Source organism: Nocardia sp. bgisy134 (genome assembly GCF_057708325.1).
This window is the reverse complement of sequence record NZ_JBYIRW010000004.1, coordinates 230,939-245,672: the sequence shown is the minus strand read 5'-3', so window position 1 is coordinate 245,672 and position 14,734 is coordinate 230,939. Positions and strand designations below refer to the sequence as shown.

At 69.3% G+C, this 14,734-nt stretch carries 13 protein-coding genes; 8 read left to right on the top strand and 5 right to left on the bottom strand.

Annotation, left to right across the window (positions count from 1 at the left end):
* The first annotated feature begins 202 nt into the window (after nucleotides 1-202).
* On the top strand, nucleotides 203-790 hold the full coding sequence (locus AC3ERS_RS10075) for a TetR/AcrR family transcriptional regulator (protein ID WP_431965853.1): 588 nt from the start codon (nucleotides 203-205) through the stop codon (nucleotides 788-790).
* Here AC3ERS_RS10075 and AC3ERS_RS10070 read toward each other — a convergent pair.
* Nucleotides 766-2,619, bottom strand: a complete 1,854-nt coding sequence (locus AC3ERS_RS10070) for a Na+/H+ antiporter (RefSeq protein ID WP_431965851.1) — start codon at nucleotides 2,617-2,619, stop codon at nucleotides 766-768. The two genes, AC3ERS_RS10075 and AC3ERS_RS10070, sit on opposite strands and share 25 nt — an antisense overlap.
* A 117-nt stretch (nucleotides 2,620-2,736) precedes the next feature.
* On the opposite strand from AC3ERS_RS10070, the gene AC3ERS_RS10065 reads away from it, so the two are divergent.
* The 3 genes from AC3ERS_RS10065 (at nucleotide 2,737) to AC3ERS_RS10055 (ending at nucleotide 5,218) form a co-directional block, all read left to right on the top strand.
* The gene (locus AC3ERS_RS10065) at nucleotides 2,737-3,627 is read left to right on the top strand and encodes an alpha/beta fold hydrolase (RefSeq protein WP_431965849.1); all 891 of its coding nucleotides are present in this window, start codon (nucleotides 2,737-2,739) and stop codon (nucleotides 3,625-3,627) included.
* 56 nt (nucleotides 3,628-3,683) lie between these two features.
* Nucleotides 3,684-4,289, top strand: coding sequence for a TetR/AcrR family transcriptional regulator (locus AC3ERS_RS10060; protein ID WP_431965847.1), 606 nt, complete (start codon nucleotides 3,684-3,686; stop codon nucleotides 4,287-4,289).
* 137 nt (nucleotides 4,290-4,426) lie between these two features.
* Entirely contained in the window at nucleotides 4,427-5,218 is a 792-nt protein-coding gene (locus tag AC3ERS_RS10055) for an SDR family NAD(P)-dependent oxidoreductase (RefSeq protein ID WP_431965845.1), read from the top strand.
* Between the two features lie 129 nt (nucleotides 5,219-5,347).
* On the opposite strand, the gene AC3ERS_RS10050 is transcribed toward AC3ERS_RS10055, so the two are convergent.
* Nucleotides 5,348-5,851 (bottom strand): GNAT family N-acetyltransferase, encoded by a 504-nt coding sequence (locus AC3ERS_RS10050; protein WP_431965843.1) that lies wholly within the window; start codon nucleotides 5,849-5,851, stop codon nucleotides 5,348-5,350.
* Nucleotides 5,852-6,051: 200 nt separating this feature from the next.
* Here AC3ERS_RS10050 and AC3ERS_RS10045 point away from each other — a divergent pair, with 200 nt between their 5' ends.
* Both AC3ERS_RS10045 and AC3ERS_RS10040 read left to right on the top strand, forming a co-directional pair.
* The gene (locus AC3ERS_RS10045) at nucleotides 6,052-7,026 is read left to right on the top strand and encodes an enoyl-CoA hydratase/isomerase family protein (protein ID WP_431965841.1); all 975 of its coding nucleotides are present in this window, start codon (nucleotides 6,052-6,054) and stop codon (nucleotides 7,024-7,026) included.
* 35 nt (nucleotides 7,027-7,061) lie between these two features.
* A complete protein-coding gene (locus AC3ERS_RS10040) occupies nucleotides 7,062-9,296 on the top strand; it encodes a molybdopterin-dependent oxidoreductase (RefSeq protein ID WP_431966171.1) in 2,235 nt (744 codons plus the stop codon).
* A gap of 49 nt (nucleotides 9,297-9,345) precedes the next feature.
* Here AC3ERS_RS10040 and AC3ERS_RS10035 read toward each other — a convergent pair whose 3' ends face one another.
* Nucleotides 9,346-10,140 carry a GTP-binding protein gene (locus AC3ERS_RS10035; RefSeq protein WP_431965839.1) on the bottom strand — a complete coding sequence of 265 codons (795 nt, stop codon included), beginning with the start codon at nucleotides 10,138-10,140 and terminating at the stop codon, nucleotides 9,346-9,348.
* Between the two features lie 130 nt (nucleotides 10,141-10,270).
* Between AC3ERS_RS10035 and AC3ERS_RS10030 the strand changes: the two genes are divergently transcribed.
* Together AC3ERS_RS10030 and AC3ERS_RS10025 are read left to right on the top strand one after the other, a co-directional pair.
* Complete coding sequence (locus AC3ERS_RS10030; RefSeq protein ID WP_431965837.1) at nucleotides 10,271-10,717, top strand: Zn-ribbon domain-containing OB-fold protein; 447 nt, start codon at nucleotides 10,271-10,273, stop codon at nucleotides 10,715-10,717.
* The gene (locus AC3ERS_RS10025; protein ID WP_431965835.1) at nucleotides 10,710-11,912 is read left to right on the top strand and encodes a lipid-transfer protein; all 1,203 of its coding nucleotides are present in this window, start codon (nucleotides 10,710-10,712) and stop codon (nucleotides 11,910-11,912) included. Before AC3ERS_RS10030 ends, AC3ERS_RS10025 begins: the two co-directional genes overlap by 8 nt.
* 123 nt (nucleotides 11,913-12,035) lie before the next feature.
* Here the strand turns inward: AC3ERS_RS10025 and AC3ERS_RS10020 are convergent, their stop codons facing one another.
* A complete protein-coding gene (locus AC3ERS_RS10020) occupies nucleotides 12,036-14,252 on the bottom strand; it encodes a molybdopterin oxidoreductase family protein (RefSeq protein WP_431965833.1) in 2,217 nt (738 codons plus the stop codon).
* Between the two features lie 221 nt (nucleotides 14,253-14,473).
* Nucleotides 14,474-14,653 carry a hypothetical protein gene (locus AC3ERS_RS10015; protein WP_431965831.1) on the bottom strand — a complete coding sequence of 60 codons (180 nt, stop codon included), beginning with the start codon at nucleotides 14,651-14,653 and terminating at the stop codon, nucleotides 14,474-14,476.
* Nucleotides 14,654-14,734: the final 81 nt, after the last annotated feature.

Sequence of the window (14,734 nt, the reverse complement as noted above, 5' to 3'; positions counted from 1 at the left end):
GCGACGACTATAACAGAGCAAGTGCTCTGTTATGCAAGGTGCCGGGAAGGGGTGCGGGTTCCATACGCGCACTGCGTATTTCGCCAGGTAACAGCTACTTCGAGTCACCTAGCGGATTCGCTTGTGCCCGCACGCGCGACCGAACCGATGCGGTACTGTTCTGGCCCTCCCCCCTTGCCCGCACGAGCAGAACGGCTTCCGCATGTCACGAGTGGTCACCAAGGAGCAGTACTTCGACAGCGCTTTGGAGGTGCTGGCCGAACTCGGTTTCAAGGGCCTCAACATCGGGCTGCTGTGCCGCCGGCTGGGGGTCACCAGCGGCTCGTTCTATCACCACTTCGGCAGCTGGCAGGGTTTCGTCGACGCGCTGCTCGAGCACTGGGAGAACCGGCAGGTGCTGATCCTGCGCACGTTGAAGTTCAATCAGGGCGATCCCGACGACGACGTGCGCGCCATGTCCGATCTCGCGGCGGGCCTGCATCACGAGGCCGAGGCGGCGATCCGGGCCTGGGCCGCCAACGACGAATCGGTGAATCTCGCGGTCAAGCGGGTCGACGAGTCGCGTCGCCGCACCGTCCACAAGGTGATCAACGGCGTGGTCGGCGACGACGAGACCGCCACCGTGGTCACCTCGCTCGGCATGGCGATGCTGATCGGTTACCAGCAGATCAGCGCGTGCGGGGGCGAGGTGTCACTGCAGCGGCTGCTCAACGAGTACGCCCGGCTGATCTACTCGCATGCCCGCCGCTCGGTGGCGGTCGGCGCTCAGCCCAGCAGCTCGTCCACGTAGCACCAGCGCCACGCCTCGCCCGGTTCCACGCTGCGCATCACCGGATGGGCAGTCGCGGCGTGGTGTTTGGTGGCGTGATTGCCGGGCGAGGAGTCGCAGCAGGCGATGTGCCCGCAGGACAGGCACATTCGCAGGTGCACCCAGGTCAGGCCCTCGGCGACGCATTCGGCGCACCGGTCGGGCTCGGTGGGTTCGAGCACCAGCGGCGCGGCCCGCAGGTGCTCGCAGTCCGCGGTCGAGACGGGCGCGGCGAGGGGTTCGCGGCGTTCTTCCTCGGTCTCGTCGAAACGGTCGATCATGGATTCCTCGAGATCCAGCCTGGCCAGCACGTGCTGCAGGATCTCGTAGTCCATGCCGCCCGAATCCCGCACCCGCAGCACGGTTTCGCGTTCGGCGCGCAGCATCTCCAGCCGCAGCCTGCGGTATTCGGCGGTCGGGGTGCGCTGTTCGGATTCCGCGCGGCCCAGCCGTTCCCAGGCGGCGTTGGTCCGCCAGGTCAGCCGATCCCGTAGCGATTGCACGACCTGTGGTGGGGTGTCGGGTCCGACGGCCGCGTCCAGCGCCGCCATCCCCGCGGTACTCGCCTGGGTGAGCAGATTGGCCTTTTGCAGCGCGTCCTCGGACCGGCTCGGACCGCGCAGCTGCAGGAGGCTCACCAGCCAGGGCAGCGAGGTGCCTTGCAGCAGTAGCGTTCCCGCCACCACGACCAGCGCGAGCAGCTTCAGCACCGGCAGCTGCGGGGTGTCCTCGGGCAACAGCAGCACGGCCGCCAGCGTCACCACGCCGCGCATGCCCGCCCACGACACCACCGTCGGGTAGCTCAGCGGCGTCGTCGAACGCCCGAGCCGCTGGAACAGCAACGACCACGGGAAGATCCACAGCGGCCGCGCCACCATCACCGTGAGCAGCACCGTGATCGCCGACACGATGAGGGTGGTGTGGTCGAGGCCGCTGCCCCACGCGCCTTCCAGGATCGCCCGCACCTGCAGGCCGATGATGAGGAACACCGAGCTCTCCAGGATGAACTGGATGGTGCGCCAGTTGGTGCGTTCGGCGATGCGCGAGGCCGCCGACTGCCATACCGGCGCGCCGTGCCCGAGGATCATGCCGCAGGTCACCACCGCGATCACGCCGGAGGCGTGGATACCTTCCGCAGGCAGATACGCGGCAAAAGGCGCGAGGAACGACAGCGTGGTGTCCAGCACGGGGTCGGTGATCCGTCTGCGCAGCAGCGCGAGCAGCGCGGCCACGGCGAGACCGACCAGCGCGCCGCCGCCGGCGGCGAGCAGGAAATCGCCGCCCGCCTGCCACACCGACACCGCACCCGCCGAGGCCGCGATCGCGGTCCGCAACGCCACCAGCGCGGTCGCGTCGTTGAACAGCGATTCGTCCTCGAGGATGGTGACGATCCGCCGGGGCATCCCGATCCGGCGCGCCACCGCAGTCGCCGCGACCGCGTCCGGTGGCGCGACCACCGCGCCGAGGGCCACCGCCACCGCGAACGGCACCGGCAGCAGCCACCACACCACCGCGGCCACCGCGAAGGTGCTGAACAGCACCAAACCCACCGACAGCGACGCGATGGTGCCGATGTTGGCGCGGAAGTCCACCAGCGAGGTCCTGATCGCCGCGGTGTACAGCAGCGGCGGCAGCAAGCCGAGCAGCACCACTTCCGGCTCGAGGTGCACCGCGGGCACGAACGGCAGATAGGAGGCGGCCACCCCGGCCAGGGTCAGTATCAAGGGTTCGGAGACGCCGAACCGGCGCGCCAGGGCCGCCAGCGCGGCCGCCGACGCGACGAGAACCACCAGGCCAATCGCGACATGCACGAAAGCATTCTCGCAAAAGGCGACCGCGGGGTCGGCCCTGCGGTGGACGACACCCTCGCCACGCCGATTCCCGCGAATCCCTGCCGTGCCGCCCCGCACACGCAATGCTTATTCGATATGGAGGAGTTTGCGAATTGGCGTGCGAACGGACATAGGTTCACCCATCGCGGGCACCAGATCTTCTGGACCGAGGGCGGCGGCGGACCCGAAGGGGTCCTGTTGTGCGTCCACGGGTTCCCGACCGCGTCCTGGGACTGGCATGCCGTGTGGCCCGGCCTGTGTCAACGATTCGCGCGGGTCCTGGCCGCCGACATGATCGGCTTCGGCTGGTCGGCCAAACCACGCACCTACGACTACAGCATCGCCGACCAAGCCGACCTGCAGGAACAACTGCTGCGCGAACAAGGCGTCCAGCGTTTTCACCTGCTGGCCCACGACTACGGCGACACCGTCGCCCAGGAGATGCTCGCCCGCGCCGCCGAACGCCGCGCGTCCGGAGACGACTCGCTGACCATCGAATCGGTGTGCCTGCTCAACGGGGGACTGTTCCCCGAGACCCACCATCCGCGCCCGGTGCAGCGGCTGCTGGCGGGGCCGCTGGGACCGCTGGTCGGAATCCTCGGCGGCGAGGAAACGTTCAGCCGCAGCCTGTCCGCGATCTTCGGGCCCGACACCAGGCCAAGCGCCACCGAGCTGCACCAGTTCTGGTTGCTGTGGGCAAGCAAGCACGGTAAACGCAACGGGCACAAGCTGATCCGCTACATGGCCGAGCGTCGCAAGAACCGGGAACGCTGGGTCGGCGCATTGCAACGGGCCGAGATGCCGGTGCGGTTGATCGACGGGCTGCGCGACCCGGTCTCCGGCGCGCACATGGTGAAGCGTTATCGCGAGCTGATCGAGCGACCCGACGTGGTGGAGCTGCCGGACATCGGCCACTACCCGCAGATCGAGGCGCCGCAGCGGACCCTGGACGCGTTCCTCGAATTCCACCGCACGAGGGTCAGGTGATCGCCGACCGCACCGGCGAACACCGCGCACTATGGGCAGCCCCATAGAATAGACGCGTGGTACGCCGATCCAATACCGACGGTTCTCGCACCCGCCTGCCCGACGCGCGACGGCGGATGATCGAGGGCGCCATCGACTCGCTGCGGGTGCACGGCGCCAGCGGGACCAGCGTCGACCGGGTGCTCGCCAGCACCGGCGCGCCGCGCGGCTCGGTGTACCACCATTTCCCCGGCGGCCGCACCCAGCTCATCAACGACGCGGTCACCACCGCGGGCGACATCATGTCCACTTATATCGAACGGCTCACCCGCGACAGCGACCCGGTCGAGGCGCTGGAGAAGTTCGCCGACATGTGGCGCACCACGCTGCGCGACAGCCAGTTCCGCGCGGGCTGCCCGATCTTCGCGGTCGCCGTCGAGACCAACGACGACGCACCGGAATTCGCACGCGCCGCCGCGGCGGTCTTCGACCGGTGGCACGCCGCGCTCATCGACGTCCTCACCCGGCACGAGGTCCCCGCCGACCGGGCCCGGCGCCTGGCGATCCTCACCGTCGCCTCTTTCGAGGGTGCGATCGCGCTGTGCCGGGTGCAGCAGAGCATCGAGCCCCTCGACGACGCCGTGGCGGAACTGCGGACCCTCTACGCGGCCACCCCGCGCTGATCCCGCCCCCCTACCGTGGGCGGAGCCGCGGATCCGACCGCACGCGGATGTGCGGGCGGCGTCGGCTCGCTACCGTGCATCCCAGAGCGGGACAGACCCGCTTTCCAGTACCGCGGCGACAGGGGACGGTAGAGCGGATGAAGATCGAAAATTCACGAGTCCTGATCACGGGCGCCACCGGCGGCATCGGGCACGCCATCGCCCACGCGTTCGCCGACCGCGGAGCCGAACTGGTGCTCACCGGTCGCCGCGTCGACGTGCTCGGCCCGCTGGCCGAGCAGACCGGCGCCCGCGCCGTGCCCGCCGACCTGGCCGACCGCGAGGGCGTCGCGGCGCTGCTCGCGGCCGCGGGACCGGTCGACATCGTCGTCGCCAACGCGGCTCTGCCCGCCAGCGGGCTGCTCACCGACTATTCGATCGAGGAGATCGACCGCGCGCTCGACGTGAACCTGCGCGCCCCGATCGTGACCGCCCGCCTGCTCGCCGAACCCCTCATCGCCCAGGGACACGGCCACCTGGTGTTCATCTCCTCCATCTCGGGCAAACTCGCCTCGCCACGCGCCTCCCTCTACAACGCCACCAAGTTCGGGCTGCGCGGCTTCGCCCAGGCGCTGCGGCAGGATCTCGCCCCGCACGGCGTCGGCGTGTCGACGATCTTCCCTGGCTTCGTCCGCGACGCGGGCATGTTCGCCGACGCCGGCGTCCCCGCCGCCCCCGGCATGGGCACCTCGAGCCCCGAGCAGGTGGCCGCCGCGGTGCGCCGCGCCGTCGAACGCGATATCGGCGAGATCGACGTGGCCTCGCTCCAGGTGCGCGTCGGCGTGCTGCTGGCGGGCATCGCGCCGGGCCTGGCCGCGCGGGTGCAGCGGCTCGGGGGCGCGGACAAGATCGCGGCGACACTGGCCGACGCGCAGCGCGCCAAACGGTGAAGCGCGACATCGACATCGCGCCAGAAACTGTCCCGCGCCGCTGTTGAGTGCTCTGCTGCTCTGCGGGCCGCTCGAGGAGCCGATCGATCCCAGCGCAGCTGCCAAAACATCAGCGCAGCTGCCAAAACATCAGCGCAGCGGCAACACCATGGTGATGCTGGTCGTGCCCGCCCGGTTGACGATCTGCGAAAGAGGCACCTCGACGAAGCCCAAGCGCTGGTACAGGCGGCGCGCCGGATTATCCTCGCGCACACTGAGACTCATCGCCGGGAAGGGTCCGGCGGCGTCGGCGATCAACCGTTCGAGCATGGCCGTGCCGAGTCCGGTACCGCGCGCCCGCGGTGCGACGGCGATCGCGAGTTCCGGGGTGGCGTCGTCGACGTAGCCGTAGGCGGCGTCCGCGCCGGTGAGCAGCCGCACCCAGGCCGCCCCGCAGGGGGATTCGGCCGGGCCGCCGACGACACCGAGATCGCCCTCGGCGCCCCAGCCGTCGACGTAGCGCGAGAGCGCGGGGATCGTCCTGAGGTCGGCGACCGCGAGTCCTTGGTCGGCGGCATGCGATGCCTCGTACAGCATTTCCCACAGGAAGGGTTCGTCGGCGGTCAGGGCCGGTCGCAGCAGAGCGGTGGTCACGGACGCGACGATAGGACAGCCGCACCCAGCGCGGCCACACCATTTCCCGTCGCGCGACGGCGGCGCGGTACGGACCTGCGCGAGCGGTGACTCTTGACAGGAGGACTATGGTGTATGCCATAGTTGCCGACGTGGCCGACCCCCGTGGGCCGAGGCCGCATTCCGCACCGCCCGCCGTCGCGCGCCGTTAGGAGCCGCCGATGTCCCGCGCAGCCGACCTCCGGTTGGACACCATCGACCTCACCCAGGACGGGCGGGTGCTCACCGCCCGCGCCGTCGCGCCGCCGCTGAACTTCGTGACCACCGAGTTCGTCCGCGACCTCGACCGCTTCACCGCCACCGTCGACACCGACGACACGGTCGGCGCGGTCGTGCTCACCGGCGGACTGCCGGGACGGTTCCTCACCCACGCCGACCCCAGCGCACTGACCGGCATGATCGAACTGCCGCACCCGTTCGTACCCGCCCGCGTCGCCGCACCGCTGCTGCGCGCCGCCAGCGCTGCGCTGCGTATTCCCGGAGCGACCTCGGCGGTGGAGCGATTCGGCGGCGGTCTCGGCGTCGGCCTGGTGTGGGGACACCGCTGGAAACGAACCACCTTGCGCATGAATCGCTCTCACGCGGTGTACCTGGCGGCCATCAACGGGCCCGCGCTCGGCGGCGGTCACGAGATCGCGCTGGCCTGCGACCTGCGCTACGCCGCCGACGCCGAGCACGTCAAGCTCGGTCAGATCGAGACCATGGCCAACCTCATCCCCGGCGGCGGCGGAACCCAGCGCCTCACCAGACTGCTCGGCGCGGCCGCCGCCCTCGAGGTCACCCTGGAGGGCGCGCCGCTGTCGGTGCAGGAAGCCCACCGCCTCGGACTGCTGCACCGCGTCGTCCCCGAGGACCAGTTGTTGGCCGAAACCCAGGCCACCGCAGCCCGATTGGCCGCACGCAACCCGGTCGTGGTCGCCGAACTCAAACGCGCCGTCTACTTCGGCACCGATACTCGCCTGGCCCGTGGCCTCGACCGCGAACAGGCGGGATTCGTCTCCGTCGGCACCACCGCGGCCGCGGCGCGCACCACCCGCGCCTTCTTCGACGATCTCGCCCGCCTGGGCGACACCCCGTTCCTTGCCGACCCGAAACCGTGGCTGGACGGCACCCGCGTCGACCAGGTGAGCCGATGAACGCCCGCGCCGCCGACACGGCTCCCGCCCGCGACATGGCTCCCGCCGAAAACCCAGCCCAGTGGCACAAGACCGCCTGCATCCTGTGCGAGAACAACTGCGGTCTGCTCATCCAGCTCGACGGCCGCCGTTTCGCCAAGATCCGCGGCGACAAAGACCACGTGGCCTCCGCAGGCTACACCTGCAACAAGGCGCTGCGCCTCGACCACTACCAGAACGGCGGCGCCCGCCTGACCAGCCCGCTGCGCCGCGAACCCGACGGCTCCTTCACCGAAATCGACTGGGACACCGCCATTTCCGAGGTCGCCTCGCGTCTGGCGCAGGTGCGTGACCTGCACGGCGGCGACAAGATCTTCTATTACGGCGGCGGCGGGCAAGGTAATCACCTCGGCGGCGCCTACAGCGGAGCCCTGCGCCGCGCTCTCGGCAGCCGCTATCGCTCCACCGCGCTCGCTCAGGAGAAGACCGGCGAAGGCTGGGTCGACGCCCACCTGACCGGCGGCCACACGACCGGCGACTTCGAACACGCGGAAGTGTCGGTGTTCCTCGGCAAGAACCCCTGGCAGTCCCACGGCGTGCCCCGCGCCCGCACCATCCTGCAGCAGATCGCCAAGGATCCGGCCCGGACCATGATCGTCATCGACCCGGTGCGCACCGAGACCGCCGATCTCGCCGACATCCACTTGCAGGTTCGCCCGGGCACCGACGCCTGGTGCCTGGCCGCGCTGCTGGCGATCCTGGTCCGCGACGATCTGCTCGACCACGCCTTCCTCGCCGCCCACACCGCCCAGGGCGAGCAGGTCACCGCCGCGCTGCGCGATATCGACATCGCCGACTACGCCGACCGCTGCGGCGTGCCCGTCGACCTGCTGCGCACCGCCGCCCATCGCATCGGCACGGCTGCCAGTGTCGCCACCTACGAAGACCTCGGCGTTCAGCAAAGCCCCAACAGCACTCTGATCTCCTATCTGAACAAGCTGCTGTGGCTGCTCACCGGCAATTTCGCCGCGCCCGGCGCCATGCAGCCGCACTCCTGGATGGTCCCGCTCGCGGGCTACAGCCGCGACATCCGCCGCAGCCCGGTCACCAGCGCACCCGTCCTCGGCGGCATGCTGCCTTGCAACTCCATCGCCGAGGAAATCCTCACCGATCACCCCGATCGGTTTCGCGCGATGATCGTCGAATCCGCCAATCCCGCGCACTCCCTTGCCGATTCGACCTCCTTCCGCGCCGCGCTCGACGCACTGGACTTGGTGGTCGTCATCGACGTCGCGTTCACCGAAACCGCCCGCCACGCCGACTACGTCCTGCCCGCCGCCAGCCAGTTCGAGAAGTGGGAAGCCACCTTCTTCACCCTCGAATTCCCGCACAACACTTTCCATTTGCGCGCGCCGCTGCTCGATCCGCTGCCGGGCACCCTGCCCGAACCCGAGATCTACGCCCGTCTGTTGCGGGAACTCGGCGCGGTCTCCCGCACCCGGCTGGCGCTACTGCGCACTGCCGCGCGTCTCGGGCGCCGCCCGTACGCACTGGCTTTCGCGGCACTGCTGGCCGCCGACAAGAACACAGCAGGCCTGGCGCCCTATCTGCTCTACGAAACCCTCGGCCCGACTCTGCCCGGCAACGCTCGCGCCGCCGCCGTGCTCTGGGCGCTGGCGCAACGCGTCGCCCGCACCCATCGCGCCGCCATGCGCCGCGCCGGGCACCGTGACGCCGACGCCTTGTTCGATGCCATCCTCGCGGGACGCTCCGGCGTCACCTTCACCGTCGACGACTACGCCGACGCCTGGGACTACATCCCGCACCCCGGCAAACGCATCCCGCTGGCTATTCCGGAACTGTTGCACGCCTTGGGCGAACTCGACACCACGCCGACCACGCACACCAGCGCCGAGTACCCGTTCGTGCTGGCCGCGGGGGAGCGGCGCTCGTTCACCGCCAACACCATCTTCCGCGACGACAGCTGGCGCCGCCGCGACACGGACGGCGCGCTGCGCATGAACCCCGACGACGCCGCGCGGCTCGGCCTCGCCGCAGGCGACCATGCCCGCGTCACCACCCGCCGCGGCAGTGCGGTCACCACCGTCGAACTCACCGACCGCATGCAGCCCGGCCACGCGTCCCTGCCCAACGGTTTCGGCCTCGACCTGCCCGGCCACGCCCGTACCGGCGTCGCACTCAACGAACTCACCGACGCCACCCTCCGCGACGCCATCGCGGGCACGCCCTGGCACAAACACGTCCCCGCCCGCATCGAACCCGCCGGCTGACCCCGGCTCACGGAGTTACTCGCAGACGCTGCGCCCGCCTCGCAGGGCCTCAATAGTCGAGGGCGTGTTCCGGTTGGCAGACATCCATGGGGGAGGGCAGATAGCGGGCGATGGCGTCCAGGAGCGTGGCGATGTCATCGCTCGTGGGGGCTGCACCGCATAGGACGGGCACGACGTCACCGATGCGGGTGAGGTAGCGGATGCGCTGATGCAACTGGTCGAGCGAGATGTCGCACAGGGCGGGGGAGGCGTTCGGATCCGAGGGGGATTGTTCCATGACCGTTTTCACGAGTTCGCCGTACCACCGCTCGGCGACTTCCCAATGGCTGCCGTAGAGTTCGGCGGCCAGCGGTTCGAGTGCCCACAGCGGGAGCAGGTCGATGACGCCTTCGAACGTGGGGTCTGCGCCGAGGGGGATCTGTAGCGTCAGTGGGACAGCGCCGCGAGTGTCGGCGATCGTGCGGACGCAGCGGTCGAAATCCGCGGCGGGGTGGTCGAGTCCGTTGATCAGGCACAGGCGGGCGACCTGGTAGTCGTCGGCGACCCGGAACATCGTCTCGAGGCGCGGGGTGGGGTTCGCGGCGGCGTTCATGACCGCGATCACACCGTCGGCTACGCGGATGGACCGCTCCAGGTCCGCGATGGGCGCGTGGCTCGTCAGCACGGCGATACGAATCGTGTGCTCTACGCGGCCCGTCGTCCAATCGACCGTGGCCCGGGTGCCGGAGCCGGGCTGACCGGAGCGGCGGCGGCAGAGGAGGTGAGCCACTCGGGTCGTCTCGTCGGGGTCGCCGATGATGGTGACGTTGCGGATTGTCTGTGGATCAATGGCTTTGGCGCCCATTGCGTCGTGGTACTCCAGATTGATTCGAGGTGTCGGGACGTCCTCGATCCAGACTCACCGTACCTCCGCCCGCGGATTGCTGGAGCGAAATTCGGCCCCAAAGTAGAACGTGTTCCTATACCGTCGGGCTGTGCAGAAAGAACAACGGCCCGCTGTGGCAGACTGGTTCACTGCGGACGACGGTGTGGTGCGTCTGAAGGGAAGTCGCTGCAAGGATTGCGCCACACCGTATTTCCCGCGAAACACTTTGGCCTGTCGGAATCCGCAGTGTTCCGGTCCGAGGGATGGCTCCGAGCTCGTCGAGCATCTGTTTTCCAGACGTGGGCGGATCTGGTCGTATGCGGACGCCCGGTACAAACCTCCGGCGCCCTATGTGTCGCCCGATCCGTTCGAGCCGTATGTCGTTGCGGCAGTGGAGCTCGAGGTCGAGCAGATGGTGATTCTCGGGCAGGTCGTGCGCGGCCTCACGGTGGACGACCTGGCCGTCGGCATGCCGGTCGAATTGACTCTCGGCACGTTGTACGCCGACGAGGAAGCGGAGCACACGGTGTGGATGTGGAGGCCGGTCAATGACTGACACGAACGACCGCGACATCGCCGTCCTCGGTGCGGGCATGCACCAGTGGGGCAAATGGGGGCGCAATTTCGTCGAATACGGGCTGGTCGCCGCCCGCGCGGCGCTGGCCGATGCAGGGGTGAACCACCTCGACGTCGGTTATATCGCGGGCGCGGACACCATCCGCAACGGATACCCCGGTTTCGTCTCGGGCGCGACTTTCGCTCAGGCGCTGGGTTGGTCGGGTGCGCGGATCTCGAGCAGCTATGCCGCCTGCGCCTCCGGTGCGCAGGCCATCGCCAACGCACGCGCCCAGATCCTGGCGGGGTTGTGCGACGTGGCGCTGGTGGTGGGCGCGGATGCCGCCCCGAAGGGCTTCTTCCAGCCGGTCGGCGGTGAGCGACGCGATGATCCGGACTGGTTGCGTTTCCATCTGCTCGGCGCTACCAATCCCATCTACTTCGCGCTGTATGCCCGCCGCCGGATGGCGCTGCACGGTGCCACGCTCGACGATTTCGCCGCGGTCAAGGTGAAGAACGCCAGGCACGGCCTGAACAACCCGTATGCCCGCTATCGTAAGGAGGTTTCGGTCGAGGAGGTCGCCGCCTCGGCGATCGTCTCGGACCCGTTGCGGCTGCTCGACATCTGCGCGACCAGCGACGGCGGGGCCGCACTGGTGTTGACGTCGATGGAGTACGCGCGTCGGCACGGCGTCGCCGATCCGGTCCGCATCCGGGCACTGTCCACGGTCACGCCGACGTTCCCGAAAACCGTTCTCGACCTGCCGGATTTCGCGACGGACTCCACTGTGGCCGTCGAGGCCCCGCCCCGCGCGTTTCGTTCCGCCCTCGCGCACGCCGCGTACGAGGAGGCTGGGCTCGGTCCCGCCGACCTGTCTCTCGCGGAGGTCTACGACCTGTCCACCGCGCTGGAGCTGGACTGGTACGAGGACATCGGGCTCTGCCAGACGGGCGGCGCGGAGGAACTGTTGCGCAGCGGCGCAACAACGTTGGGCGGGCGCGTGCCGGTGAACCCCAGCGGCGGACTGGCCTGTTTCGGTGAGGCGATCCCCGCACAGGCCATCGCCCAGATCTGCGAGCTCACGTGGCAGCTGCGCGGTCAGGCCGACGGCCGCCAGGTGGACAACGCTCGCGCGGGTATCGCGGTGAACCAAGGCCTCTTCGGCCATGGCTCGGCCATCATCGCCACCCGCTGACATCGCGGGTCTTCCGGGTCGCTTTCCGAGAACCCGGGCCATGCCCGGGTTTCGTGGTCCAGGTCGATCGAGGGTGCTCTGGTTGATGCGTCCGTGGCGCCGAGCGTCTTCGGGATCAGCGGCTCAGGCGCTGGGCGTGGACTCCGCGAGAGCCTCGGACTCCGGGTCGTCGGATGGCACGACCGGGCTGGGTGTCACGCGGACCCAGGTGTTGTTGACCGCCGCGGCGCCGGAGAACGGGTCGATCGCGGCAGGGTCGTGGAGCAGGTTCACATTCGCCCCGGGCAGCGATGCGGCCAGTGTCCAGCCGACGCCCGGCTCGCGGTGTCCCCATCCGTGCGGGATCGCGACGACGCCGCGCCGGATTTCGTCGCTCACCTCCAGCGCGACGGTGATCGCGCCGGTCGCCGAGGTGACCGTCACCGGGGCGCCGTCGAGCAGCCCGCGCTCTGCGGCGTCGTCCGGGTGCATGAGGGCCGTGCAGCGGTCCTTGCCTTTCACCATGGACGGCACATTGTGCAACCACGAGTTGTTGCTGCGCAGGTGCCTTCGCCCGATCAGCTTCAGGTCGAAATCTTCCGACGGCGCCGTCAACGACCGGCCTCGGCTCGCGTTCTGTACCAGTTCGCGGGCCGCCGCCAGGAAGTCCGGCGGCGCCAAGCGCGCCCGCTTGTCCCACGTCCCGATCAATTCGCGCAACCGCGGACGCAGCGGACCCAGATCGATGCCACCCGCCGACTCGCGCACCTTGGCCACGGTCAACCCCGCCAGCCCCTTCCGCAACACACCGTAGGGGCCCGCGGCCATCGCCGCCGACGCCAGCCGCACCGGGCTCAGCCGCTGGAACACCGCGTTCGCCACGCGCCCGGTGACCCCGCGCACCGGCAACGGCAATATCTCGGTCACCAGCCGCGCCAGAATCTGCCAATCCTCCAACCCGTCGGCGGGCGGCTCGAACACTCGCGCGTCGTAGCGCACGTTGTTGCGCACGCTGAACACCGGGAACAGGACGTTCAGATCCTCCCGCTCCAGCGGCGAGACCGGCGGCAGGACGATGTCGGCGTGCCTTGTGGTCTCGGTGACGTACATGTCCACGGCCACATGGAAATCCAGCGTTTCCAGCGCCGCACCCAACCGACCGCGCTGCGGTGTCGACAACACCGGATTGCCCGCGTAGGTGATCATGGCCCGGATCCGGCCCGGCCCCTCGGTCAGGATCTCCTCCGCCAGCGCCGCCACCGGCAGTTCGGAGCGGAAGGACTTGTAGGCGCCCGAGCTGTCGGTCCACGCCCCGTATCCCATCGGCAGATACTTGGCATACCGGGCCGCGTCGATCGGCGGGGTCGCGAACATCTGCCCGCCCGGCCGATCCAGGTTCCCGGTGACGGCGTTGATGGTGTTCACCAACCAATGCGTCAGCGTGCCGGTCACCTGCTGGCACACCCCGATCCGCGCGTACAGCACCGCCGACGGCGCCGCCGCGTGCTCACGCGCCAGCCTGCGGATCGTCTCGGCAGCCACGCCCGCGTGCGGGGCCATCGCCTCCGGCGTCACCCCGGCCACCAGCGCACGCAACTCCGGCCACCCCGAACACTGCGCACGGATCGACTGCTGGTCGCACAGTTCCTCGGTCACCAGCACGTGCAGCATGCCGAGCAGCAGATATACGTCACCACCCGGCGCCACGGCCACGTGCTCGTCGGCCAGGCGCGCGGTCTCGGTGCGGCGCGGGTCGATCACCACGACCGTGCCGCCGCGTTTGCGCACCTGCCTGATACGCAGCTTCGCACCGGGCATCGTGGTGATCGACCCGTTCGACACCGCGGGATTCGCACCGAGGATCACCAGCCGATCCGTCCGATCGATGTCGGTCACCGGCATCAGCACGTTCGACCCGAACATCCGCCACGCCGCGAACTCCTGCGGGAACTGATCGATCGAGGACGCGGTGTAGAAGTTGCGAGTCAAGAGCACCGCGCGCAGCAGCGCGCCGTAGAGCACCGACGAGCTGTGCGCCGCCGGATTGCCGAGATACATCCCGATCGCGCTCGATCCGTGCTCGGCGCGCACCGCCCGCAGCCGTCGCCCGATCTCGGCGAACGCCTCGTCCCAGCCGATCGGCTCGAAGGTCTCGCCCACTCGCCGCACCGGCGTCCGCAACCGGTCCGGGTCGTGGTGCAATCCGCCCATCGCCGTCGCCTTCGGGCAGATGTACCCCCTCGACAGCACGTCTTCGGGATTGCCTTCGATGCGCGTGACGCGCTCGTCCTCGACGGTCACAAGAATCCCGCAGTGCGCCTCGCACAACGTGCATTGCCGGGCGATTGTGGTAGCGCTCATGGGTTTTCGACACCTTCCGCCGGTCGCTGGCCCCAGGCTACCGCGCACGCCCGCCGCCGTAGATCCACTTACGGTCGGAATTTTCAGCCGACAGGGCATGCGGCAGGGGAGTTCTCGGCCTCCGGCGCTCGGTGGCGTCCGAACCTCGCGGCCCGGCAACGGACTTGCACACAAATCGGGACCTGGCCGTAGAGAAGGCCAGGTCCCAGGTTGTCGGGGTCTCAGAGGCAGAAGCTGACGGACACCGACCCGAGCGGAATGTTCAGGCAGATCGCCACCGGCCCGAGGAACGCGGGGGTCGTCTCGGGTGCCGGCGCGGCCGAGGCGGTGGGAGCGGCGAGGGTACAGACGGACAAGGGGATCACAATCGCGGCGAGGGCCGCGGCAGCCTTGGCGAGCATTTCCATAATCCTTTGCTGAGAGCGACTACAACAAACCCGACTCCCTTAGATCGTGCGCCGCTTCCATGGCGGGGACAAGGC

Excerpts from the sequence above, each read along its gene's own strand:
- AC3ERS_RS10075 (WP_431965853.1), top strand. The coding sequence starts at position 203 with ATGTCACGAGTGGTCACCAAGGAGCAGTACTTCGACAGCGCTTTGGAG.
- AC3ERS_RS10065 (WP_431965849.1), top strand. The coding sequence starts at position 2,737 with ATGGAGGAGTTTGCGAATTGGCGTGCGAACGGACATAGGTTCACCCAT.
- AC3ERS_RS10055 (WP_431965845.1), top strand. The coding sequence starts at position 4,427 with ATGAAGATCGAAAATTCACGAGTCCTGATCACGGGCGCCACCGGCGGC.
- AC3ERS_RS10045 (WP_431965841.1), top strand. The coding sequence starts at position 6,052 with ATGTCCCGCGCAGCCGACCTCCGGTTGGACACCATCGACCTCACCCAG.
- AC3ERS_RS10040 (WP_431966171.1), top strand. The coding sequence starts at position 7,062 with ATGGCTCCCGCCGAAAACCCAGCCCAGTGGCACAAGACCGCCTGCATC.
- AC3ERS_RS10035 (WP_431965839.1), bottom strand. The coding sequence starts at position 10,140 with ATGGGCGCCAAAGCCATTGATCCACAGACAATCCGCAACGTCACCATC.
- AC3ERS_RS10025 (WP_431965835.1), top strand. The coding sequence starts at position 10,710 with ATGACTGACACGAACGACCGCGACATCGCCGTCCTCGGTGCGGGCATG.
- AC3ERS_RS10020 (WP_431965833.1), bottom strand. The coding sequence starts at position 14,252 with ATGAGCGCTACCACAATCGCCCGGCAATGCACGTTGTGCGAGGCGCAC.
- AC3ERS_RS10015 (WP_431965831.1), bottom strand. The coding sequence starts at position 14,653 with ATGCTCGCCAAGGCTGCCGCGGCCCTCGCCGCGATTGTGATCCCCTTG.